Consider the following 24339-nt stretch of genomic DNA (forward strand, 5'->3'; position numbering starts at 1 on the left):
AACAACCCGGTATTGGGTATTAAGAGTATTGTTATTATTTCTAACAGCCATGCTATCACAATTAATTTTAATTTACAGGCGCAAAACTTTGCGATTTATCAATTTAGCCCTATATAATGGCCTCAGATTGACGAGGAAGTATTTTATGACCGAACATCAAAATGTAGATCACGCAGAAATAGCAAAATTTGAAGCCATCGCTGAGCGTTGGTGGGACCTAGACGGAGAATTCAAACCTCTTCACGAAATTAACCCGTTACGTTTAGACTTTATAGCAAACAAAACGCAAGGCTTATTCGATAAAGAAACACTCGACGTTGGCTGTGGCGGCGGTATTTTAAGCCAAAGCATGGCGCGTATGGGTGCAAAAGTAACTGGCATCGATATGGGCCAAGAGCCTCTAACCGTTGCTAAGTTGCACAGTTTAGAAACTGGCGTAAATGTAGATTATATAAAAGTGCCTGCAGAAGAGTTTGCAACACAGTACCCTGAGCGCTTTGATGTAATAACGTGTATGGAAATGCTTGAGCACGTTCCCGACCCAGCATCTATCATTCATGCTGTAGCTGCACTTGCCAAACCAGGCGCGGACGTGTTTTTTTCAACCCTGAACAAAACACCTAAAGCATATTTATACGCGATTGTTGGCGCTGAAAAACTCTTAAAAATGGTGCCTGAAGGTACACACGACCATAAAAAGTTTATAAAGCCTGCACAGCTTATTGCATGGGCAGAGCAAGCCGGTTTAAAAGTTCGTGCAAGTACAGGGCTTTCTTATAACCCACTATCAAAGCAATATACGCTCAATAGTGACGTTAGCGTAAATTACATACTTTATTTTGAGAAGTTAGCTTAATGGCTAACTCTCAAGCCCCCCGACCCCTTATTGAATACGATGCATTTTTATTTGATTTAGACGGCACCCTACTCGACACCGCTGATGATTTAGGTGCCGCTTTAAACGCAGTCCTTATTAGCAATAAAATAGAACCTGTTAGTAGTGATATATACCGTCCTGCGGCATCTAACGGCGCAGGCGCATTATTAGAGGCTGGTTTTAAAGAATTATGGGCTAAACAACCCCAAAGCGAGCTTATAAAGCAATTAGTTGACGAGTACGCCACAAACATAGCAAATCACACACGTTGCTTCAGCGGAGTTGAATCGTTACTTATCGCCCTTGATCAGAAAAAGATCAAATGGGGGATCATGACTAATAAACCAGGGTTTTTAACCGATCCTTTAGTGGCAGCTATTCCCGCATTAAAAAATGCCAGTGTAGTAATAAGTGGCGACACATTAGCTGAAGCTAAGCCATCACCTCTACCACTGCTACACTGTGCAAAGTTTATGCAGGTAGAACCAAGCCGTTGTTTATACATTGGTGATGCACAGCGTGACATACAAGCAGGCAAAGCAGCAGGTATGCATACCGCAACGGCACTTTGGGGTTACATCCCAAGTAAAGATGAAGCGATAGCTTGGGAAGCCAATTTTAACTGGCTAAGCCCAATTGATGGTTTTAACCATATATAGTGCTATGTTAATTATTAAACACTATATATTGTGATTGTGTTAGTTTTCACACAAAGCTTGCTGATAAAAAAAGCAGTCAAAATTTATTTTTAAAATGAGTAAATTTAGCAGATCATTAGTTGATTTTTGCATATTTCAACTTAAATGATTGTTCGAAGGTGAGTGTCTACTAACACAAATGCGTTATCCCAAAGTTATCCACAAACAGGGGCAATTATGTCCCTTGCAAAACAACTCAGACCACACTATCTTGTGATCTCTAAATTGAACAACACCAGATATTGTGGCCAAATGTTATTCAATTAAATTCGCCAATACGGTGAAACCTATAATAAATGAGTATGTACCTTGCTTCGGCGAGGCATAAAGCATTGGTCAAAATACATAATTCCCAAGGAATACAGGCAAATGAACCAACAGTTATCTGTAAGCAAACGTGACGGGCGCAAAGAGCCTCTTGATCTGGATAAGATCCATCGCGTTATTGAATGGGCCGCCGAAGGTTTAAGCAACGTTTCGGTTTCGCAAGTTGAATTAAAATCGCACATTCAGTTTTACGACGGTATTCGTACTAAAGACATTCACGAAACCATCATTAAAGCAGCAGCGGATCAGATTTCAAAAGAATCGCCTGATTATCAATACTTAGCTGCACGTTTAGCTGTATTCCATTTACGTAAAAAAGCGTACGGTCAATTTGAGCCACCACGTTTATTTGACCACGTAACAAAAATGGTTGGCGATAAACGCTACGATGCTCACTTATTAGTAGATTACACAGAGCAAGAATTAGACGAGCTTGATGCATATCTTGATCATTCTCGCGATCTTAACTTTAGCTACGCGGCTGTAAAACAGCTTGAAGGTAAGTATCTCGTTCAAAACCGTGTATCGGGTGAAATCTACGAAAGTGCACAGTTTTTATATATTTTAGTAGCAGCGAGCTTATTCTCTGACTACCCACGTGAAACACGCGTTTCTTACATTAAGCGCTTTTACGACGCAGTATCGTTATTTAAAATATCTCTACCAACGCCAATTATGTCGGGTGTACGTACACCTACTCGCCAGTTTAGCTCGTGTGTATTAATTGAATGTGGCGACAGCCTTGATTCAATCAATGCAACGTCGTCAGCTATTGTTAAATACGTTTCACAACGCGCAGGTATTGGTATTAATGCTGGTCGAATTCGTGCGCTAGGTAGCCATATTCGTAACGGCGAAGCGTACCACACAGGTTGTATTCCTTTTTATAAGCACTTTCAAACAGCTGTTAAAAGTTGTTCGCAAGGTGGTGTACGTGGCGGCGCTGCAACATTGTTCTACCCGCTTTGGCATTTAGAAGTAGAGAACCTACTTGTACTTAAAAATAACCGTGGTGTAGACGATAACCGCGTTCGCCACCTAGATTACGGCGTACAGTTTAATAAACTAATGTACTCTCGTTTAATTAAAGACGACTACATTACGTTATTTAGCCCATCAGATGTGCCTGGTCTTTACGATGCATTTTTTGAAGACCAAGCTGAGTTTGACGCGCTTTACGTAAAATACGAACAAGACGAATCGATTCGTAAAAAACGCATTAAAGCGATTGAGCTTTTCTCTATGTTTGCGCAAGAGCGTGCAAGTACAGGTCGTATTTATTTACAAAATGTGGACCACTGTAATACACATAGCCCGTTCATTGCTAAAGTTGCGCCTATTCGCCAATCTAACTTATGTTTAGAAATTGCATTGCCAACTAAGCCACTTAATAACGTAAATGACGAAGAAGGCGAAATTGCCCTTTGTACACTCTCTGCGTTTAACTTAGGTGCAATAGAATCACTTGATGAGCTTGAAGAGCTAGCTGAACTTGCAGTACGCGCACTTGATAACTTACTTGATTTCCAAGACTACCCAGTACCGGCTGCTAAAAATGCAACTATGGGTCGTCGAACGTTAGGTATAGGCGTGATTAACTACGCATACTACCTAGCTAAAAACGGTAAGCGTTATTCAGATGGCAGCGCAAATGCACTGACTCATAAAACATTTGAAGCGATTCAATACTACTTGATGAAAGCATCAAACGAGCTTGCTAAAGAGCGTGGTGCCTGTCCTAAGTTTAACGAAACAACGTATTCACAAGGCATTATGCCAACAGATACGTACAAACGTGATTTAGATAAAATTTGTGATGAGCCACTTCATCTTGATTGGGATACACTGCGTGCAAATATTAAAGAGCACGGTATGCGTAACTCAACACTAAGTGCGTTAATGCCATCAGAAACATCGTCGCAAATCTCTAATGCAACAAATGGTATTGAACCACCACGTGGACATATTAGCGTTAAAGCAAGTAAAGACGGTATTTTAAAGCAAGTTGTTCCTGAGTATGAGCGTTTAAAAGATCAATACGAGCTACTGTGGGACATTCCATCAAACGATGGTTACTTGCAGCTTGTTGGTATAATGCAAAAATTTGTAGACCAAACAATTTCTGCAAATACAAATTATGATCCAAACAAGTTCGAAGGCGGTAAAGTACCTATGCAAGTCTTATTAAAAGACTTACTAAGCGCGTACAAACTAGGTGTTAAAACCTTGTACTACCACAATACTCGTGATGGTGCCTCAGATATGCAAGAAGATACTCCAGAAGTGGAAGATGATGATTGTGAAGGCGGCGCGTGTAAAATATAACTGCTGATTTTTATTTTAAGCGGGCATTAAGCCCGCTTTTTCTGATAGTTTTTTGAGTGATAAACATGTCTTATACTACTTTTAGCCGAAACCATAATAACCAAATGCAAGAGCCAATGTTTTTTGGCCAAACTGTAAACGTATCTCGTTACGACCAACAAAAATACCCTATTTTTGAAAAATTAATCGAGAAGCAACTGTCTTTCTTTTGGCGTCCTGAGGAAGTAGATGTAAGTAAAGACCGTTTAGACTTTCAAGCGTTACCCGATCACGAAAAGCATATATTTTTAAGTAACCTAAAATACCAAACTCTACTTGATAGTGTGCAAGGTCGCTCGCCAAACGTGGCCCTACTTCCCATTGTATCGCTACCAGAGCTTGAAACATGGATAGAAACGTGGGCATTTAGTGAAACGATTCACAGCCGCTCATACACACATATTATCCGTAACGTAACACAAGCACCTGAACTTATTTTTGATGACATTGTTAGCAACGATAAAATTAGCGAACGTGCTGATGCCGTAACAAAATACTACGACGACTTAATCAACTCTGTATCGCTTTACAATTTATACGGTGAAGGCAAGCACGAGATTAATGGTAAAACTGTTATCGTGAATTTGTTTGAGCTTAAAAAGAAACTATACCTAGCTATGATGTCGGTAAATATTCTTGAAGCGATTCGCTTTTACGTAAGCTTTGCATGTTCGTTTGCGTTTGCTGAGCGTGAATTGATGGAAGGTAACGCTAAAATCATCAAGCTTATTGCGCGCGATGAGGCACTTCACCTTTCGGGTACTCAGCATATTTTAAACATTATGCAAGACGGTAAAGATGACCCAGAAATGGCGATTGTTGCAGCCCAGTGCCGCGACGAAGCGATTAAAATGTTTGTTGATGCTGCAGAGCAAGAAAAAGAGTGGGCTGAGTATTTATTTAAAGATGGTTCAATGATTGGCTTAAATAAACATATTTTATGTCAGTACGTTGAATACATTACTAATGCACGTATGACTGCCATTGGCTTGCCAGCACAGTTTGAAAATAACAGTAACCCTATCCCATGGATAAACTCGTGGTTAGTGTCTGATAATGTGCAAGTAGCACCGCAAGAAGCAGAAATTAGCTCATACCTTGTTGGTCAAATAGACTCTCAAGTTGATGCATCAGAATTTGGTGATTTTGATTTATAATGAGTGACAAGTCTACTGCAAGCATAACGCTTGCAGAAAACAGCCAGTGTATAGAATTTACCGCTGGCTGCCCTTCTCTTTTACAGTGCTTAGAGTCCATGAAAATAGACGTCGCATTCCAATGCCGCGAAGGTTACTGCGGCGCCTGTAGAGCAACGTTAGTGTCAGGTAGTGTTGAATATAACGAAGAGCCACTTGCGTTTGTGCGCGAAGGCGAAATACTCCTGTGCTGCTGTAAACCCAATGGCAACGTAAGTATTAATTTAAAGTAATTTTCTGACAAATAAAAAGCCAATAATGAAAACGTTATTGGCTTTTTTCTTAAGGTGCATTACGGCTAAGTTTTATTTTTCTTTCAAATAAACGGTTTTCTTCTCTAGATATTGCTCTAAACCAAATTTACCATCTTCGCCGCCAAAGCCGCTCTGTTTCCAGCCATTATGAAAACCTTGATGCTGCTCACCCATACCACGGTTAATATAAACTTCACCCACTTCTAAATCGTTAATTGCTTTATTAATATCTGAAAAGTTTTGCGTAAATATATAAGCGCTTAAGCCATAAATACTGTCGTTACAGTATTTAATCGCTTGATCCATATCTTTAACTTTGACAATTGGGAGTACTGGCCCAAAAGTTTCTTCGTGCACTGCAATGTTATCTTGCTTAACGTCTACAAGTAACGTTGGTTCGTACCAACAACCACCTTCGAAACCCTCAACAGAAGCAACTTTACCACCAGTGGCGACAGAAGCGCCTTGTTGAATACTTTGTTGAACTATGTGATCAATGTTGTCTATTTCACGTTGATTACATTTAGGACCCATTTGTGTATCTGGGTTCATAGGATCCCCAACACGAAGTGCTTTTACAGCTGGTATAAATTTAGCCATAAACGCATCGTACACAGACTCTTGAACATATAAACGCTCAACACAGGTGCATACTTGCCCGCAGTTAGCAAAGCGACCCCAAAGCGCACCTTCAACAGCCTCATCAAGGTCGGCATCTGCCATAACAACCATCGGGGCTTTACCGCCAAGTTCAAGCATTACAGGCGTCATATATTCTGCGCTAGTTTTATAAATTTGCTTACCTGCAGCAGTAGAGCCTGTCATGGTGATCATTTTAGTAATTGGGCTTTCACACAATGCTTGGCCAACAACAGAACCTGATCCATTAATAACGTTTATCACGCCAGCAGGAATCCCCGCTTCGTTTGCTAAACGACCCAGCTCGGTGGTTGCTAAAGGTGTTTCTTGAGTAGGTTTTAATACAATAGAGTTACCTGTAATCAACGCAGGTCCAATTTTACGACCAGCCAATGCCAGCGGAAAATTCCACGCAGTAATACCAACAACTACGCCACGTGGCACTTTATGAATGTATATTTTTTCATCTTCGTTATCTGAAGGTAAAATATCGCCTTCAATAGTAAGTGCATGGTCGCATGCATAGTCAATAAAAGTCGCTGTTACGTCGACTTCCATTTGTGCAACTGATAGCAATTTACCTTGCTCTGCAACAAGCATTGGTGCAAGAATATCTTTATTTTCACGAATTTTATTAGCAAACACGCGCAATATATTTTGACGTGTGCGAGCTGTCAATTTAGCCCACTTTTTCTGGCCTACATTCGCTGACTCAAGTGCATACTGCGCATCTTCTATACAGCCTTTTGGTATTTCACCAATTTTTTTACCCGTAGATGGGCTTAATATTTCAATGGTGCCACTTACTTTAGAAGCGACATATTCACCATTTATAAAATTCACATTATTATGAAAGTTCATTGTACTATCTCCCCATCCATCCGCCATCAACCAATAAAATAGCGCCGTTTACATAACTAGCAGCCTCAGAAGCCAAGAACACTGCGGGCCCTTTAAAGTCTTCAGGATTTCCCCATCGACCTTGTGGAATGCGCGCTAAGATGGCTGCATTACGCTCTTTGTCATTGCGTAATGCTTCAGTGTTATCGGTATCAATGTAACCTGGCGCAATGGCATTTACATTAATGCCTTTGCCAGCCCATTCATTTGAAAGCGCCATAACCAATTGCCCAATAGCACCTTTACTAGCTGCGTAACCTGGTACTGTAATACCACCTTGAAAGGTAAGCAAAGAAGCTGTAAAAATAACTTTACCCTCGCCATGTTCTATCATTTGTTTGCCTATTTCGCGGCTTAAAATAAATTGAGCATTTAAGTTAACTTCAATCACTTTATCCCATAAATCATCACCATGCTCAGCCGCAGGAGCACGTAGGATTGTACCTGCATTATTAACTAAAATATCAATTTTTGAAAAATCACTTTTTACATCATTAATAAAAGAATAAAGCGCATCACGATCACCAAAATCACATTGGTAGGCTTTAAAGTTTCGGCCAAGGGCTTTAACTTCTTTTTCTACTTCTGAGCCTTCAAGCTCTAAGCTTGCAGATACACCAATAATATCAGCGCCAGCCTGCGCTAAACCTAGTGCAATACCTTTACCAATACCGCGCTTACAACCTGTAACTAGGGCTACTTTGCCTTCTAAGCTAAATTTTTCTAGCATCTGATTCATTTTCATACCTTTATAATTTTTATTATTGTGGATTACATTCAACAAGCGCTTTCATGCCTTCTGGATTTCCATCCATACTCGCAAATGCACTACCAATATCAGTTAACGAACTAACCGAACTAATGAAAGGTTTAAGATCTATTTGGCCCGATGAAATTAATTCGATAGCCCAATCAAAATCGGCCGCTTCGTATACACGTGCACCTAATAACTCCAACTCTTTCCAAAAGAATTGAAATAAATCGATTTCAGGTTTAACACTGTGAATAGCCACCATTACTATACGACCCCGACGCCCTGCTATTTCGGTCATAGCCTCTATTGCGGGTTTTACGCCTGATACTTCAAATACAACATCTGCACCTTTTGTTTGTGTCCAACTATCTACATAGGCAGCTAAATCTTCTTCAATGGGATTAACCGATTTAACACCTAGCTCATCGGCAAAAGCACGGCGGCTTTTGTTAGGCTCAGACACGAGTACTTCTGCACCAACACTTTTAGCAACCGCAGCAACTAATTGCCCAATTGGCCCGCCACCAAGTACAACCACTTTCTCACCCGCTTGTAAGCGCGAGCGTCGTACATCATGGCACGCAACCGATAAAGGCTCTATTAATGCGCCTTGTTTTAAATCAACGCCTGCTGGTAATTTATGCAAAGTACGCGCTTTAACTGTCCAGCTTGACTGAAAAGCACCTGGCGTATCTATTCCCATAAACTTTAAATTTTGACAAATATGCGTATGCCCCGCATTACACGTAGGACAATTGCCACACCAATCTAATGGGCGTACTACCACGTTTTCCCCTACAGCAAAGCCTTCAACGCCTTCACCTATTTCTGCAACAACACCTGATATTTCATGGCCAATTGTTTGCGGAATAGATACTCGTTGATCCATCACACCATGGTATATGTGCATATCAGTACCGCAAATCCCAACGTATCCAACACTCAATCTAATCTCACCCGCTTTAGGTTTAATAGATGTGCCTTCAACAATGTTAAATGACTTGTTACCTATATATTGTGCAGCTTGCATATTTTTATACCTTCAAGAATGTTTAATTAAATAGTAACCAAGTAATGCATCATTAAAACAATGCCGATACGAGGAATATCAAAGTGAACTATCACACCTTAATATGGTTTATTGTTAACAATTTACACCTAGGTATGTTGTTTGTAAAGCCACTCTTAATATTTAATATAACTTCAGAGCAGTAAAGCGGGCCTGTTAAAAACATTAAGGCTTGAGTAATAAAATTTACTTGTATGTTTTACTTTCAACCTATATTGTCAACAATTAACACAATATAAAGAGGGACTATAGTGATTAAAAACAAAAAATCAATTCTTAGCTTACTGATAATTAGCGCTATAAGCTTAGCGGGATGCAGCCAAAACACACAAACGCCCAGTAGCCAAACAAGTAATAACGTTGTATTTTCTGATGTCTCTGAACAAGCAGGCTTAATAACACAAAAAAACTGGAAGTATGGCGGCCCTACCATTGCCGATATAAACAGTGATGGTCATTATGATCTGCTGCTAACAAATCACGACACCACCCCTATTCGTTTATTTATGGCAAATGGAGATGGCACATACACACTACAAAACGATATTTTTCCACGAGCAGATCTACACGGTATGTCGGCCGGTGATTACGACAACGATGGCGATCTCGATGTACTTATTGCACTAGGCGGTGGAAATGGCACCACACCTCAACCCCAGCGACTACTTAAGAACAATAATGGTAAATTTGAAGATAAAACTGTTGAAGCTGGCTTATCTAAAATGGGGGCTCGCGGGCGCTCTGTGCGCTGGGTTGATGTAGATGCCGATGGTGATCTTGATTTTATACAAGTAAACGCCGAAAAATTAATTCACGAAAACTCACCACGCAATATCATTTTTGAAAATCTCGGTAATGGAAAGTTTACTTATCACCCATCAGCTACTTTTGAAAATATAAAAGCCGAGCGTGTATTATTAACCGATTACAATAACGATGACATACTCGATATTTTTGCTTTTGATGGATACAACGATTTAACTATTTATCAAGGTAATAACGACTTTACCTTTGCCAATGTTACTAAAGATCTATTAGGTGCAAATAGTGAAGCCTACAAAGGCACGCTCGCAGTTGCACAAGCTGATATAGATAACGACGGCGATATGGACTACTACCTTGCTCGCGGAAAGCTAAGCTACGCTATCGCTAATAACAGTCTATCGTTTAATAAAGGCAGCAAACGGCTAGACCTGCGTGATGAAGGTAATAAAAGCCACGATGGCATAACACTCATTACCGACAACACAAACTCAGGAAGTCTTATACTAAGTGACTTTTATCACTTCCCGCGTGCCAAGCTATTAAGCCAAATGGATGTATACATAGGTGAGAAAAAAGAACTAATAAATACACCTAGTAAAAACACCACCATTAGCCAGAAAAAAGCGCAAGGGTTTCCAACTAAGCTTGATAAAACCGGCTGGTACATTGGGTATTTAGGGAATAATAAATGGCGAGTGGAATGGGTACTTACCGACAACCTTGCATGGGATGTACGCGCATCATTCAAAAATGTAAAAAACTATCAAAGCGATTGGCAACCACAAAATCTCGCCCTTCCTGATGTATTACTACGTAACGATAATGGTAAGCTGGTTGATATTTCATCTAAATTATCAGCATTAACAAACAGTAATAACTGGGGAGTTGTACCCGGCGATTTTAATAACGACACAAAAATAGACTTTATGGTCTATCGCTTTGGCGAACTAAAAGAGCGAGTTGCTGATGTTTTACTCATTAACCAAGGTGATTACAAATTTAAAGCAACAATCACTCACAACGCTGATACCGAACGTGGCTTAGACTCACACGGCGATATGGGAGCCGCATTTGACTTTAACCTAGATGGAAAACTCGACCTACTAAGCGGAGATGAAGATAACGGCCAATGGCATTTATATAAAAATACCACTGAGTTAAGTCACGCCCACTTCACCCTTATTAGAGTTGGATACTCAAAAAGTGGAGTTGATCCGTATGGTGCAAAAGTACAAATTAAAACAGCAACTGCGAACCAATATCAAGTTATTGGCTCACAAAGTGCTACTCACTCGCAAAGCTTACTTAATATTGTACATTTTGGATTAGCACAAGCAGATTCAATCTCATCAGTTATCGTTACATGGCGAGATGGCAGCTCTGAGCTTTTAAATAAACAACCTGCAGATCAATTAATAAGTATTGGTAACTTAAATAACTGATCTATAGACGCGACTCTCATGGCCCCCTTAATTAAGCGAATAACGACAGGGGGCTTGTTTTACCAATTCAATATTCTGCTTATTTAACTGCTCAAAAAAACTTATCTATCTGTACTTTGTATTCCCATGGTTGCTGCAATACATTATTCGTATTGTGTTTATTCCACTCATTCCAAAGCTTTGCTAATTTCGCTTGTTCAGCAGGTAATGTATCAACCAAGATATGTCCTAGAGTTTTATCACTAACTTTAAGTGCGTTAAGCTTATCTAATACGACAACAATCGGGCGATCCATAGCAAAATTCGTCGCAGCTAATACTCCCCCTCGCCTATAAAATGTGCAAACTGAGCTTAAGCAGCATCCGTTGCTTACTCGGCCTATGAACCGCTGAAAGCGATAATACAGCAAAGAAAGGTTATTTATTTGGCGACTGATTAATCAGTAAAATGACTGGCTTGAGTCGCAAGTGTATCCACTAAGTACCCTTCGTGTTCAGCATAGTGTTTAAAGTCTCGCTCCATCTTTTGAGAAGGGTAAGCCTGTTGTTCTGCTTTACCATATGAAAAATAACCACGCGCGCCATCACGAAAACAAAAGTTATCAAACTCTCGCTGAGTAGCGATGATATTCATCGTGATTACCTTGAAGCCTATGCGGTAGGATTTAATAACTCAGCGTACTTTTCAACGGTATTTAAAAAACACACCGAGTTATCATCAAAAGAATACCAACAACAATGCCAATTAAAGTCATCGATGAGGGCAGTTAAATGAGTTTATTTAATTTCCACATCACCATAACGCTGCTGATACAAAGATTTATGAACTTGTTTAGCCGCTTCAACTAACTCTGGGTAGGGAATGTCTGTTGTTGTTACAAATCCAACATTATAATTTTCGCCATCATACGCCCGACCGGTAATTGGCGAATCAATATATTGGAACCAGTGAGCACCAATTAAATACGGATTATCAATAACCGTTTTCATATAGGTTTTGTACATATCAGCACGATCGCGTTGATTAGCAGCATGGATAATGCCTGGATTCGGTTGACCAGTATCACCTGAACCAATGTGAAATTCCCCAATAATCGTAGGCATATCTAGTTCTTTCAACATATCCCATGTCATCGGGTCTAGTCCTTCACGATAATAATTATAACTGATCACATCGGCATACTTCTTAGCAGACCAGCGAGCTTCTGGCGATGTCCCCCAAGAAGTAAACCTCGCGCCCATATATAAATGGTCAGGCAATACTGATTTTAAAGAATGATTTACAACCTTAAAATATTCATCGGAGAAACGAGTTAACAACCACGACAAATCGGCAATCATAGCGTTATTAAAATTACTGTCTTTTTTATAGTTAACGCCAGTATTATTAAATACTTCCCATGACTTAATATTTCTATTCCATGCCTTATTTAGCTGGCTAATGGTTTTATACTTTTGTTTTAACATATCACTGAACACTGATTTGGTCGGGCTATTCGCAGTCGTTTTAGATAGTGCATCAAGTACAATGCCATAACGTAAGGTTGTTGAGCCCTCTCCTCCCCAGCTCATTTCGTTATCAATAAACACCCCAATACACCAAGGGTTATTTTGTACTTCTTGGGCAATAACTTGAGTGGTTATGTTCGCTCTTTTAACAAATTCAGGATCGAAAGGGTCAGGCATGGCTCCCCAATAATCAAAACCAGAACTCAACCTTTTAAAGTCGCCGATGATCCACCCATTCGCAAAATAGGGAACTTGTTGATTATTATAAAAACTAGCATCGGTCCAATTCCCAAATGAAGTAAAGCCCCAATCTTGCATTCTTTTTAAGGTTACTTCGCGCCATTTATCAATATAAGAATCTGGGTATTGCTGAGCATAACGACGTTCTAAATTTGCTTGGTAAAAGCTAAAAACTTCCCCATGTTGGATTGGTCCAAGATGAGATGAGCGCTTGTAACTATAGTGATTTGCCAACTTATCATTATACTGTGGTAGCCAATTAAACATGGCTCTTCGGTCTGGATAAGCGATGTAGGCTGATTTTTGATATTTAGCTAAATTACTATTTAAACCCTTTGAATCTTCTGGCGTTACATCATCAGGGTCACGCGCTCTGACCGCATCATCGCGATAATCTACACCTGTAAATGTTGTTGTGTTAGCCATTCGCGCGTTGGCAATACCTGAGGAAAAAAACAAATAACCTTCGGGGTCAACTAACGCCCATTTGCCATTTACTTTTTCCGTACGAAAAAAACCTGTTGCCTTTAACTTAGGCCCTTGCTTCCAACCGCCAAACTTACTTCTATCCGCCCGCGGGGTTACTTTCGACAAATCATTTAACTCTTTATTTGCGATTGCTCTTAGTTGTTGTTCAGAGCTGACCTTTAACGGGTAGTTGACCTGTGTAGATTGACCAAATTTATCGACGATGTTTGTTAAAAAATCTGGTTTTGCATCGGGTATCGTTTCGAATCGTAAATTATCGACGGTTACAGCCGTTGGATTTATTTGAGTTTCTGTATAGATAGCGATACTTTCAACTTGGCTAAAATCTACATTGAGTTTAGCGCCTCTCAAGATCATTTTTCGTGCGGCTGTTTTAAAGCTACCAGGAGTGTCTCTGAGTCCTGTATCAACATTTAAAGTCTGGGAGTTGAGCTCAAAATATAATGTAGCGTGCTCGTTAGTTGTTAGCCCAATTGTACGTCTTTGGACTTGTTTATCTTTACCTGTGATATTCACACTGAGCATCACTGGAAAGTCGCTTACGTTTGAAACATCGAAAAATAAAGCGCTATTGCCCAAAACACTCAGATCCCATAACTTATTCGGTTTGAGTGTGATCCCAGAGAATTTATGCTTAGTGGAAAACGAAAGCTCTAATGCTTTATTTTTATTTTTAATTACTTGTGTCGTTTTTATATTTTTATTTGTTAGTTTATAACTGTTACTAGCGTGCTCAAAATCGTCAATTAAAATAGTCTTGTTATCGTGTTGCAAGTCAAATTCCCTTGCAACACCTTCACCGCTTAAAACTAACGTTGAGTATACAAAGATAGATAAGCATCTAATTATTTTATTCATTTTATTACCTTATACTTTAACGAGTAATAGGTAATGTTATGAAAACGCACTCTGACACATATTTTTATTCATTTAACTGGTTATGAGTCATTAGTTGAATTATTTGCTGTTGATTCAACGCCGCTTCTACTACATAAAGCTCATCGAGTCCGCCTTTAAAGAACATTTGCTTCTCATGTGTTGCGCCTTCTATGTAACCAATATTTTTTCCTATCGTCAGTGGCCGAGAGGCTGGGTGCTGTAAATTTGTTGCGACTTTAGCGATTGACTTTTTCTGCGTTTTTTCAAGCTTACCATCAACATATAGCAAAACATGTGTCGCTAAATTACTCTTTAGTCCACCGTATAAAACCACTGCAATATGGTGCCACTCATCATCTCGCAGATCGGTATTACCCACAATTTGAGCATTATAGGTCCCTATTCTGATCCTACCTAAAGGCCCGTCAATTGACTCTGGATTAGGGGAAATTTGCCACGCTGAATAATCTTGCTGTAATCCCCAGCTCACAATGCCGTATGCATTTTCCGGTAAAAAATCACTAGGCACTTTGAGCCAAAAGGCGACCGTTCTGGGGTTATCACTGCCAACACCTGGGTACTGTGTTTCTAACCAATTATTTTCACCATTAAAGCTAATTGCCTTATCATATACACCCGCTACCTCTGTTAACTGTTCATCAATGGGTGATTTATCTTTGGCTACATACTGCTGACCATCAATACCACGGCCGCTGGAGAGATAATTATGTTGCTGCTTATCATCAAATGACCAATGTAATAAGTGAGGCTCTTCTATTGAGTCTCCAGGTAATACACGCATAAAATCAGAAGGTACGCTAACAAAGCTGGTAATTTGATGATTTAAATCAAACGCTAATGCCTGATCTTTTTTCACATGTTGATAAGACTGCGTTTTATTGCCACGCGCTTTTATTTCACCATCGAGCACATGTACTTGAGATTCACCGCTATTAGACACTTCGACGCCAAATTCTGTGCCTAAATCTATTATCTCTGAACTTGGGGTATCAACTCTAAAGCCAATTGCATTTTGTGGTACTCGGGCCACTAACTTACCATGATGAAGCGTTACTTTATCTCTGGATTGCAAATTCACTTTAACCGGCGCTTCTAAAACGAGTACCACGCCATTTTCGAGTAAAATTTCACTGTAACCATGCTCAAGAATAATATCTCCTTGACCTAATTGACTGCCAACAGAAAAATTAGCGTTATGCGAAGCAGTCATTTTTGTGACTTCAGCAAACTTATTTGTGTAGTCCAAGTGCTCTGCCAAAAATATAACGCTGACAAAAAGCATAATACTTGCAGCAAGCGCATACGGGCTTGAAAACCAGCTCATTGTACTTTTCGGCCGAATCGTTTTTTGTTGCTCGCTTAGTTTTGCCATTACACTGCGGGTAAAATTGTCTGGTCGCGTATCCGATTGATGATGTGCTTTTAATAAACGTTCACTCGTCACATATTTACTCACTTGTGCAAGTAAATTAACATCATGCTGACAGGCTTCAAGCAATTCGTCGGCAACATCTTCGCCAGCCAAATACGCGGCTAATAGCTGTTGTTGGTGCTTCGTCATTTGTTCAGTCATGCTCATCGTTGCTGCTGTATTCTTTTATCAATACATGTTTTCAATGATTGACGAATTCTAAATAAGCGCATAGTCATAGTAGAATGTTTATCTTCATATTTTCGACATAGCTCAGCCAATGAAACGCCTAATGTGTAATGTTCAGTTAATAAATTGCGCATTTTCTCGCTTAATTTTTCAAGGCAAATAGTTAAATTATCAAACATATCAAGCTCGACCCCTTCATGGATATTTTCATCAATGTGTTGATTTATTAAGTGCTCTAACTCATCAGCGCTGCCTAATGCCACAGCTCGGTGTTTACGTTGATGGTTTTTTAATAAATAAGCAGCAATCCCCCTCAACCAAGCTAAAAAGGAACTTTCACTGTTAAACTCAGCGATTTTTTTAAAAGCAATAATAAAGGTCTCTTGTGCTAAATCTTCTGCTTCGTGAGGGGTATTTAGTCGAATAACTAAAAAGGCCCTCACAGCAGACTGATAACGCTCAACTAACAGAGAATATGCAGCAACATTGCCTTGTAATATATCGTCAATTATAGAACCATCACTTTTACCATCTAACGATATTATATTTTCTTTCAAATCAGAGTCCTAATTGAAATAACTGACGTAAGATGGTGCGTCAATTTGCAATTGACTTTGAGTCGTAAATAACTTCCCAGATGCTAAATCACGCTTAATAATCACAACATTATTACTATATTGATTAGCCACTAATAACTGTTTTTGTGATTTTGAAAAATTAAAATCACGAGGATGTAAACCGCCACTTGAGACTTTATTAATTAATTGTAGTCGGGTTTCTGCCATTAATTGATAACCATAAATTGCATTCTCACCGCGCACAGCCACATAAACATGGCGACCATCCTCAGAAATACGAATTGCCGATGCAAGGTTTTGTTGCTCGTCAACTTTTGCGGGCATTATATTTGTTTTTGAAACGTGTAATAACGCACCATTTTGTAATATTTTGAAGATACTAATACTGTTACTCAATTCATTTAAGCTAAACACTAATTTTTTAGCCGGATGAAAAGCAAGATGGCGAGGCCCATCCCCCGGCGTTAATTCAATGCGGTGTACTGGCGTAAAATCACTTTTTAAGCTATCAAAAACAATAATCTCGTCTGTACCTAAATCCGTCAAATACAGATAGCCACTTTGCTTATCCCACCCCGAAAAATGTAAATGAGCACTTCGTTGTCTGGGCGTAATACTACTTCCTGTATTAGTAAATTGACCCCGTGATACTAATAATCCTGCCTTATTAATATTAAACAGTTCACTATTACCTGTCGTGTAATTTACAACAGCTAACTGCTGGCGATCATCCGAAATATTAATATGACATAGCCCTTTTCCTTCAATCGGGTACGTTTTAAGCTTTGTAAACGCGTTACTTTTCCAGTCATACACGTTAATAACAGATTTTTTATCAAGCCCTCTACCAATGCTATACAATTTATTTATTGTCGGTTGCCAATTTAGATAGCTTGGATCGGTTGCCGATACAACGACGCGTTCGTTAATTAATAGATCATCACTTTCGTTATAAGAAACTAAATAAACGCCCTGATCAGGCTCATTTGTGTAGCTGCCGACTAAAAAATAATTAAGTCGAGATTGTTCATCGCTGATACTTTGACAACCACCAAGGCAAAAAATAAAGGATATAAAAACAAACAGCTGAGCGCACTTTTCAAGTCGTATATGTAATCCTGTTAGCCATAAACTCATTTATTCAATTCCCTTTACTTAATTTGAATTTCAAACAGTGCTGCAGGCACATTTTTAGATGGATGAGCGAATTCTAGTATCAATTGTTGCGTTGTTATAGGCTCTACTAAATCGATTTTATTAATACTTTGATAATTACCCGTAACGTGTGCAATTACCTCACCAGAATCTGTTTTAATTGTATAGGTTTGCACACAATAAGGTACCTGGTCTTCGTTATGCTCCATTAATACGGTTTCTAACGCATGGTCAAAGTCACTATCAAAATAAAGAACTATTTGCCTCATCGTTACTTTTTCTGGCCATACTAACCTTAGGGTTGGCGATGGTTCTGCTAAATCAGCAACCCATGCATTCGTTTGTAGCCAAGGCCTCACAAAGCCGTTAATTACCTGCGTCGCTTGGTGATTATGAATGGCAGGAGATATACCGATTGCCAAATTTTGACCGTTTGGCCGCCGCGCTGGTGTCCAAAATTCAAACTCTTCAAGACCACTATTTTCAGGTACTGTTTGTTTGCCTTTATTTGATACCGCTTTGTGAACTTTATTGAACACAACCATAGTGCCCGTAATAAGCTGCTCTGTGGTAGCAAGCTCTATATCACTGTTTTGTAAAAAACAAATGAACCCGTACTGCATCTCTAAGCTGCAATCACTAAAATCAAACTCGAGCGTACTTTCGCCCGCCGTGACAGACAAACTGATAGTTTTATTTATAACATCTGGCGTATAGTTTTCATGCTTGATACTAGTGCGTAATTGGCACGTTAGCTCTGTCTCTTTATGAGCAAAAACCGTTATGCTAATTGTTGGTCCTTGGCCTTTTGCAAAAGCAACCAACTGTGCACACGATGAATCTAATTGCATTCTACTGCCGCTAGGTTGAAAACCATTGAACACTAATTCACTCGATGCAGTAATAGAGGCTTGGGCTGCTAAATTATTGTGCTTATCTAAACGGATCCCAGGGATACTTTGGCCATTTAGGTTCAGGTTTTGCTGTAACTGTGCCATGTGTTCTGGCTGTAATAGCTCTTTGGGTGTGATATTGAGTTTATTACACATAGCAGCAGCTGCCCCCACCGCTTGTCCGCCGTGTGCGCAGGTGATCATAACTCGTGTTGAACCAAACGCCATATGTGTTGCGCTGATTATTCGTCCTGCATAATATAAATTTTCTATATCACGGCTAACAAAGCAGCGGTACGGTATTTGGTAAACCCCTTTTGAATGATATTGAGAGCAAGGAGGTCGTTCGCTGTATATGCCTTCAGCGGGGTGAATATCAATCGCCCATCCACCAAAAGATACAGCATCATTGAACTGGGTTTGCTCAATAATATCTTGCTGTTTTATCATATATTCCCCTTCAAATCGCCTGCTTTCGCGTTTGCCAGGAATTGTGCCTACCCATTCTAAAGTTAGATTTTCGACATCATCAAACCTGCCGCTATTTTTTATATAGTCCCAAATTCCGTAAACGAGTTTCCAAAGCTCCCATTTAATATCCTCCGTTTCATAAATAGTATCGCGTATTCCGCCAAATTCTATCCACCAAAACTTACAGCCAGAGTCACTTCCGGCAATATCTTTACAGCGAGGTATCGTCTCTATTTGTTCATACGAGTAAGCAAAATCAGGGGCTTTGTAACTAATAGGCTGATCCATTTTTTTACTGTAGAAAAATAATGTATGGCCAAGTAACTCCATGTTCTCTTCATCAGATGCTAACAGCTCACCAAACTCTGCTTTTGATTCAGCACCAATTCTGAACCCCGCTCCAGCATTAAACGCAACAAGGCCATCACCGGTCGCATCACAAAATAACGGCGCACTAATAATGTAATGAGTAGAATTTTGACTGCAAAATGCCTCTACACTGGCAATCTTAGTGCTGTGCTGTTTATTTACATCAACCACAGAGGTATTTAACAACAAGGTAATATTTTTTTCGGCAATTACTTTGTCGAGCAAAATGGTATCGAAAATTAATGGGTTACCGTGTCTGTTTAACTTAAGATTGTCCAGCATGATTTCATCAATAACCCCACCCTCGCGTGACCAGCGATTATTGTTGCCCATATGCGATGTTGCCCCCAACGCCCATAATCTTACTTCGCTTGACGCATTACCACCGAGTACGGGACGATCTTGAATTAACACAACCTTGCTACCCGCTCGCGCCGCACTGATTGCTGCACATGTACCTGCTAAGCCACCACCGGCAACCACAAACTGAGTATTTAATTGTTGTTTCTTATTTTCGCGTGCAGCTTCATTAAAGTTTTGCTTAATCATAACTCTTGATCTCTTTTTCTTGTTTTTGATATGAGCGTTTATTTTTTAATTCTGGGCTTAATGACTGCGCAAAATAAACACTAGGCTGGTGAGGTACATCCGTGACTTTTAATTCTTTTTCAAGCTCATTTACCATTAAACTACAATCAAATCTGGCTAAAAAACTGTGTTTATTGCGCGCTTGTTTGTCTGAAAAGTGGCACAAGCCCCACTCAATCCCGTTTGCTTTGCTTGCACAGTCAAATGCATTGGCAACATAAGGACCTGCTGCAATTGGCATGAGGGAGGTCACTGCGGCAATCGAAAAGTTCACCCCATCAGGTGAATATTGAATGGTGTTACTTTCATTGCCATTTCTGATAGTAAAAGCAGCTATTCCTGATTTAAATGGAAAATAAGTAGTTTCGTGGCCTGAGTTTAAAATAGGGTTCAGAGGGTGTTTTTCAAAAGGCCCAAAAGGATTATTCGCGGTTGCCAAGCCATTACCCACTAAGTAATCGGGTCTATCTCCGTAGGCGGCTTTATAGTATAAATGTATTTTTCCGTTATAAATTAATAAATAAGGGTCATGAATCGAGAATTGATCCCAACTTCCCGGCTCACCATTTTCAATAATAACCTCGCCATGTGGCAACCACGGTCCATCTGGCGTATCGGCAACTGATAGTGTTACCGGACAATGATCACCTTTCTTACCGCTAGCTTCATTAAAGGCTTGATAATAAATATAATATTTATTTTCATAAATCAAGATATCTGGTGTACTAACCGAGCGCCAACCTAACTGCGGGTGCTTGGGCCTAGTGACGGCGATACCTTGTTCAACCCAGTCAAATCCATTAATACTGATGGCATAGCCAATTTCGGATAAATCCCAATCAGTGGAGGGAGTCAACTCATTACAGCGCTGCGCCCCTTTTGGTGGGAATTGAGTGCACCGTTTTGTGTACCAAACATAATAAAGACCATCAACTTTTATAATTTTAGATGGGTCGCGTCTTGAAATAGTCCCATCATTATTATGATAGCTAAACCCAGTGAGCTCAGTGTACTTAAAACTAGTAAATAAAGGATTGTCTTCCGGACGAGGGGTTAAATAATTGTCATACAATCTCGACATTGCTGCACTCAATTCTCGTGCTGGTTTTTTAGCTGGAATATCCCATGGGTAACTTTGCTGCTTTAATTTGTTATTGCTATTGCTCATTGATACGTACCTTTACTGCCTTACTTCTAAACTTAAAAACTAAAACACCCCCTAATATAAAAATGCCACTGCTTATTACTGTTATTTCGATTTTTCCGGTGGTTGCAATTGCGGCCAACGAAAGCATAATCGCGCCAGTAGAGAGAATACCAAACCCTAAAACTCGAATACCATGATTGTTATCCGCGCTTTTTTCTGGAGTTATTAATTCGGCCGTCGGTTTAATTTGGCTTAATTCGACTAAGTAGTTTTCATAACACGCAGGTGTTTTTCTTTGTGCTCTTAAGTACAACTCAAATACCGTCAGCATCAATACAGGAAATAACACCCCCATCATCATCTCCTGCGCTCTATCTAAGCTAAAATCAAATAACCAAGGACTCACAAACTTAAAAAAAGCATTCACCAGTAAACTAAAAATAGTGGTTATTAAAATCGTTTTCCCAGTTTGATAACGAGAAAAAAGCAACCAAATGGGTGGCAAAAACAACGGTCCACCAGTGAGCGCAGCCATGGTCATTACCACTTCAACTACACCACCAAGTAAGGGAATTAGTAACGCAACAATAATCGTAATTAGACCGAGTACGCCAGTTGCAATTCGACCGACCTTGACTAGCGTAGCTTGGGAAGCATCTGGTTTTATATTTTTATATATGTCATTACTGATAACACCTGCGGCGATGTTTAAAGACGTGTTAATTGAGCTTGATGTCGCAAATACCATTCCTGCTAGCATTAATCCAAGCATCCCTACTGGCAATACTTCTTTGCACATTTGCAAATAAGCCCCTTCACTTTCAAACCCAACTAGATTGGGGTTCATCGTTCGGTAAATCATCGGGGCTAACATCCAAACTACTGGGCAAATAAGATAAAGAATCGCAAATAGTCCCCCAACCTTTTTTGCATCCTTTGGTGTTTTCACACTGGTGAAGCGTTGAATATAAGACCAGTTACCAGCAATAAAAAATAAGTTATAGAGTCCAAAGGCAAAGATAAACTCCCATGAATACTCATCATTTACTAAGTTAAAAAAATCATCAGGTGCTTTGTCGATAAAGTTCTCAATGCCGCCAATCGCCTCAAATGATAGCGGTACCACAATTAATACCGCTGCAGTGAGCACCACAAATTGCAAAATGTCGGTAATTATCACCGCCCATAAACCGCCAACAGCGGTATAGGCTAAGATCAATAGTCCTAAAATGATGACGGTATATTCAAGAGATAAACCCGTAGCGACTTCAACTATTTTTGCCACTGGATATAAAAAAGCACCAGTCGAAAAGCTCGCAATTAAGAGAAAAATATAGGTATAAGTTCTTTGTACATTTAAGCCAAGGCGCTGCTTAATAAATTCGGCTGCGGTTAATACACCGGTTTTCTGCCATTTAGGCGCAATAAATAAAGCAATCAACACCCCTGCTAAACACATAGTCCATTGAATAGTAATCGCCACCCAGCCATGCTTATATGCAATAGCTCCCCATACAACAAACGTACCTGCCGAGAAGAAACTCATAAACAGTGACAACCCACTCATCCACCAAGGTAGCGCACCTCCCGCAGAGAAAAAGCTTTTCATATTCTTTCCAGCAGCAGAAAAACTTAAGCCACACCCAATGATCAATAAAGAAAATATAACGACTACACTTATATCAATAATATGCATAGCCTTAGTCCTCGCTATTTTCTTTTCGGGTGTAGTACCTAACCCAATCTATCGCCATGCTGGTACCATCAATATCATCACTTACAGGACCTGCAATCGCCGCTTTTAAAATAGCTAAACTAAATAACATCGTTGTTTCACTAAAGCAGACATCATTTCTCATTGTGTAATAGAGTTCACCGTCAAAATAAAAATTAAAGTAATCTTTATCCCATTCAAGTCCATAGGTATGAAACTCTTTTGAAAAATCAGCAACGTCAGCGGCATTATATGAGGTGATTTTTTGCCAATTCTTTCCATCGTGATACTCGATGTTGTAATCGGAAATTAAATTGCGATAAGCACCTTTATCAACACCATGCTCTTGCAGCCAACCATTAATAAATTGAATAGCGCCAATTTCATGCGACTTATCCCAACTGAGTTCTAAAAACTTTTCACCATGTTTTTCTGACACCCAGCGTGTTTGCGGATTACCATCAATAGCAAAAGACTCTTCTGATATTAACTTATTAAATAACCCATTCGTTTTTATAGAAACATCGTCAGCTTGCGCTAAATTACCTATATTCTTTATTTTTTCTTCGTCAAATGCATCAGGGTATTGAGCGCTAGGCGCAAAGACTCTAAATTCAGAAATATGAAGAGACGTAGGATTAGTCGATGTTAATCGTATTTTTTTAGTTTTAACTGGCTTGTTAAACTCAACAGTGTGATCAGGCTTGCCGATTAAAGTGTGGTGTAACTGGTTATCACTGTGAGTAACACGGCCATTTGGTAGTGTATAAGTATCGGTCCAGTTATGTACGTTGGTATTAATTATATTAGGGAAATGGCCTTCATTAATATCAATCTCGCATGCCTTTAAGCCATCTTTAACCCCTTGTTTTGGCCAAAACCAAAATGAGTTATTCGTGCCATAGGCACCGGCATATTTAAAGCGAGCTTCAAAGTAGCCATAATGAAATGAGCGTTTTGACCAAATATTACCTGTCGTCCAGTCTTGGCCACCTCGAGGTTCTTTCTTCGCTAATAAGTGCAGTATTCCGTCTTTAACTTGTGCATTATCGCGCCAGCGACTACTTAATACCCATGGGTTTTCTGTCGGCCCATTTTGAGAGACCCAGTTTTTATCTAATTCAGCATTCGCATAATTAAACTCATCATTCCACTGTAATTGCCATGTTGAGGAGTCAAGTTCGCGTGGTTGATCAGCACCAGCAAAAAACGATGTGACAACTATTGTTGCCAGCGTACATTTAGAAAATACTTTAAACATGTTTTACCCTTTATTGTTGTTTTATCTAACGAGTTATAAGTTTTATTTCATGCTAGGTATTGTCTTGAGAAATCAAAATGACACAATTTTTATTAAAAAAATAAAAAAGCCCGCAGAAATGCTGCGGGCTTTTTATTAGAT

19 protein-coding genes are annotated in these 24339 nt (G+C 39.6%); 6 read left to right on the plus strand and 13 right to left on the minus strand.

Annotated features, from left to right (window positions below):
* Positions 1-145: 145 nt before the first annotated feature.
* The 5 genes from ubiG to yfaE all read left to right on the plus strand — a co-directional run bounded on the left by ubiG (position 146) and on the right by yfaE (position 5695).
* Positions 146-856 carry a bifunctional 2-polyprenyl-6-hydroxyphenol methylase/3-demethylubiquinol 3-O-methyltransferase UbiG gene (gene ubiG / locus QL995_RS12260; protein ID WP_008171708.1) on the plus strand — a complete coding sequence of 237 codons (711 nt, stop codon included), beginning with the start codon at positions 146-148 and terminating at the stop codon, positions 854-856.
* A complete protein-coding gene (locus QL995_RS12265; RefSeq protein WP_290294267.1) occupies positions 856-1536 on the plus strand; it encodes an HAD-IA family hydrolase in 681 nt (226 codons plus the stop codon). The genes ubiG and QL995_RS12265 overlap by 1 nt, the downstream gene beginning before the upstream one ends.
* 408 nt (positions 1537-1944) lie before the next feature.
* A complete protein-coding gene (gene nrdA, locus QL995_RS12270; RefSeq protein ID WP_010552863.1) occupies positions 1945-4227 on the plus strand; it encodes a class 1a ribonucleoside-diphosphate reductase subunit alpha in 2283 nt (760 codons plus the stop codon).
* A 65-nt stretch (positions 4228-4292) separates the two neighbouring features.
* Positions 4293-5423, plus strand: coding sequence for a class Ia ribonucleoside-diphosphate reductase subunit beta (nrdB, locus tag QL995_RS12275; protein WP_007583038.1), 1131 nt, complete (start codon positions 4293-4295; stop codon positions 5421-5423).
* Positions 5423-5695 (plus strand): class I ribonucleotide reductase maintenance protein YfaE, encoded by a 273-nt coding sequence (gene yfaE / locus QL995_RS12280; protein WP_007583035.1) that lies wholly within the window; start codon positions 5423-5425, stop codon positions 5693-5695. The genes nrdB and yfaE overlap by 1 nt, the downstream gene beginning before the upstream one ends.
* A gap of 72 nt (positions 5696-5767) precedes the next feature.
* Here the strand turns inward: yfaE and aldA are convergent, their stop codons facing one another.
* Genes aldA through QL995_RS12295 form a run of 3 tightly spaced genes read right to left on the minus strand, consistent with a single transcriptional unit; the run spans position 5768 to position 9039 of the window.
* On the minus strand, positions 5768-7216 hold the full coding sequence (gene aldA, locus QL995_RS12285; RefSeq protein ID WP_290294268.1) for an aldehyde dehydrogenase: 1449 nt from the start codon (positions 7214-7216) through the stop codon (positions 5768-5770).
* 4 nt (positions 7217-7220) lie between these two features.
* Complete coding sequence (locus QL995_RS12290; protein ID WP_033012689.1) at positions 7221-7985, minus strand: 2,5-didehydro-3-deoxy-L-galactonate 5-reductase; 765 nt, start codon at positions 7983-7985, stop codon at positions 7221-7223.
* 31 nt (positions 7986-8016) lie between these two features.
* Positions 8017-9039: an alcohol dehydrogenase catalytic domain-containing protein gene (locus QL995_RS12295; protein ID WP_290294269.1), complete on the minus strand. Its 1023-nt coding sequence runs from the start codon at positions 9037-9039 to the stop codon at positions 8017-8019.
* Positions 9040-9329: 290 nt separating this feature from the next.
* On the opposite strand from QL995_RS12295, the gene QL995_RS12300 reads away from it, so the two are divergent.
* Positions 9330-11285: a CRTAC1 family protein gene (locus QL995_RS12300; RefSeq protein ID WP_282114221.1), complete on the plus strand. Its 1956-nt coding sequence runs from the start codon at positions 9330-9332 to the stop codon at positions 11283-11285.
* Between the two features lie 91 nt (positions 11286-11376).
* On the opposite strand, the gene QL995_RS12305 is transcribed toward QL995_RS12300, so the two are convergent.
* The 10 genes from QL995_RS12305 to QL995_RS12350 all read right to left on the minus strand — a co-directional run bounded on the left by QL995_RS12305 (position 11377) and on the right by QL995_RS12350 (position 24198).
* Positions 11377-11580 carry a hypothetical protein gene (locus QL995_RS12305; protein WP_165725814.1) on the minus strand — a complete coding sequence of 68 codons (204 nt, stop codon included), beginning with the start codon at positions 11578-11580 and terminating at the stop codon, positions 11377-11379.
* A gap of 140 nt (positions 11581-11720) precedes the next feature.
* Complete coding sequence (locus tag QL995_RS12310) at positions 11721-11918, minus strand: hypothetical protein (RefSeq protein ID WP_007583024.1); 198 nt, start codon at positions 11916-11918, stop codon at positions 11721-11723.
* Positions 11919-12061: 143 nt separating this feature from the next.
* Positions 12062-14380, minus strand: a complete 2319-nt coding sequence (locus QL995_RS12315) for a beta-galactosidase (RefSeq protein ID WP_282114219.1) — start codon at positions 14378-14380, stop codon at positions 12062-12064.
* Positions 14381-14444: 64 nt separating this feature from the next.
* Positions 14445-16001 carry a LamG-like jellyroll fold domain-containing protein gene (locus QL995_RS12320; protein WP_033012678.1) on the minus strand — a complete coding sequence of 519 codons (1557 nt, stop codon included), beginning with the start codon at positions 15999-16001 and terminating at the stop codon, positions 14445-14447.
* Complete coding sequence (locus QL995_RS12325) at positions 15998-16579, minus strand: sigma-70 family RNA polymerase sigma factor (RefSeq protein ID WP_290294270.1); 582 nt, start codon at positions 16577-16579, stop codon at positions 15998-16000. Before QL995_RS12325 ends, QL995_RS12320 begins: the two co-directional genes overlap by 4 nt.
* 9 nt (positions 16580-16588) lie before the next feature.
* Positions 16589-17737: a lactonase family protein gene (locus QL995_RS12330; protein ID WP_290294271.1), complete on the minus strand. Its 1149-nt coding sequence runs from the start codon at positions 17735-17737 to the stop codon at positions 16589-16591.
* Between the two features lie 14 nt (positions 17738-17751).
* Positions 17752-20037: an FAD-dependent oxidoreductase gene (locus tag QL995_RS12335; RefSeq protein ID WP_290294272.1), complete on the minus strand. Its 2286-nt coding sequence runs from the start codon at positions 20035-20037 to the stop codon at positions 17752-17754.
* On the minus strand, positions 20030-21244 hold the full coding sequence (locus QL995_RS12340; protein WP_290294273.1) for a glycoside hydrolase: 1215 nt from the start codon (positions 21242-21244) through the stop codon (positions 20030-20032). Before QL995_RS12340 ends, QL995_RS12335 begins: the two co-directional genes overlap by 8 nt.
* Positions 21234-22919 (minus strand): sodium:solute symporter family protein, encoded by a 1686-nt coding sequence (locus tag QL995_RS12345; RefSeq protein WP_197151467.1) that lies wholly within the window; start codon positions 22917-22919, stop codon positions 21234-21236. The genes QL995_RS12340 and QL995_RS12345 overlap by 11 nt, the downstream gene beginning before the upstream one ends.
* 4 nt (positions 22920-22923) lie before the next feature.
* Positions 22924-24198 (minus strand): family 16 glycosylhydrolase, encoded by a 1275-nt coding sequence (locus QL995_RS12350; RefSeq protein ID WP_290294276.1) that lies wholly within the window; start codon positions 24196-24198, stop codon positions 22924-22926.
* Positions 24199-24339: the final 141 nt, after the last annotated feature.

This window comes from Pseudoalteromonas sp. APC 3358 (assembly GCF_030408075.1).
GTDB lineage: Bacteria > Pseudomonadota > Gammaproteobacteria > Enterobacterales > Alteromonadaceae > Pseudoalteromonas > Pseudoalteromonas arctica.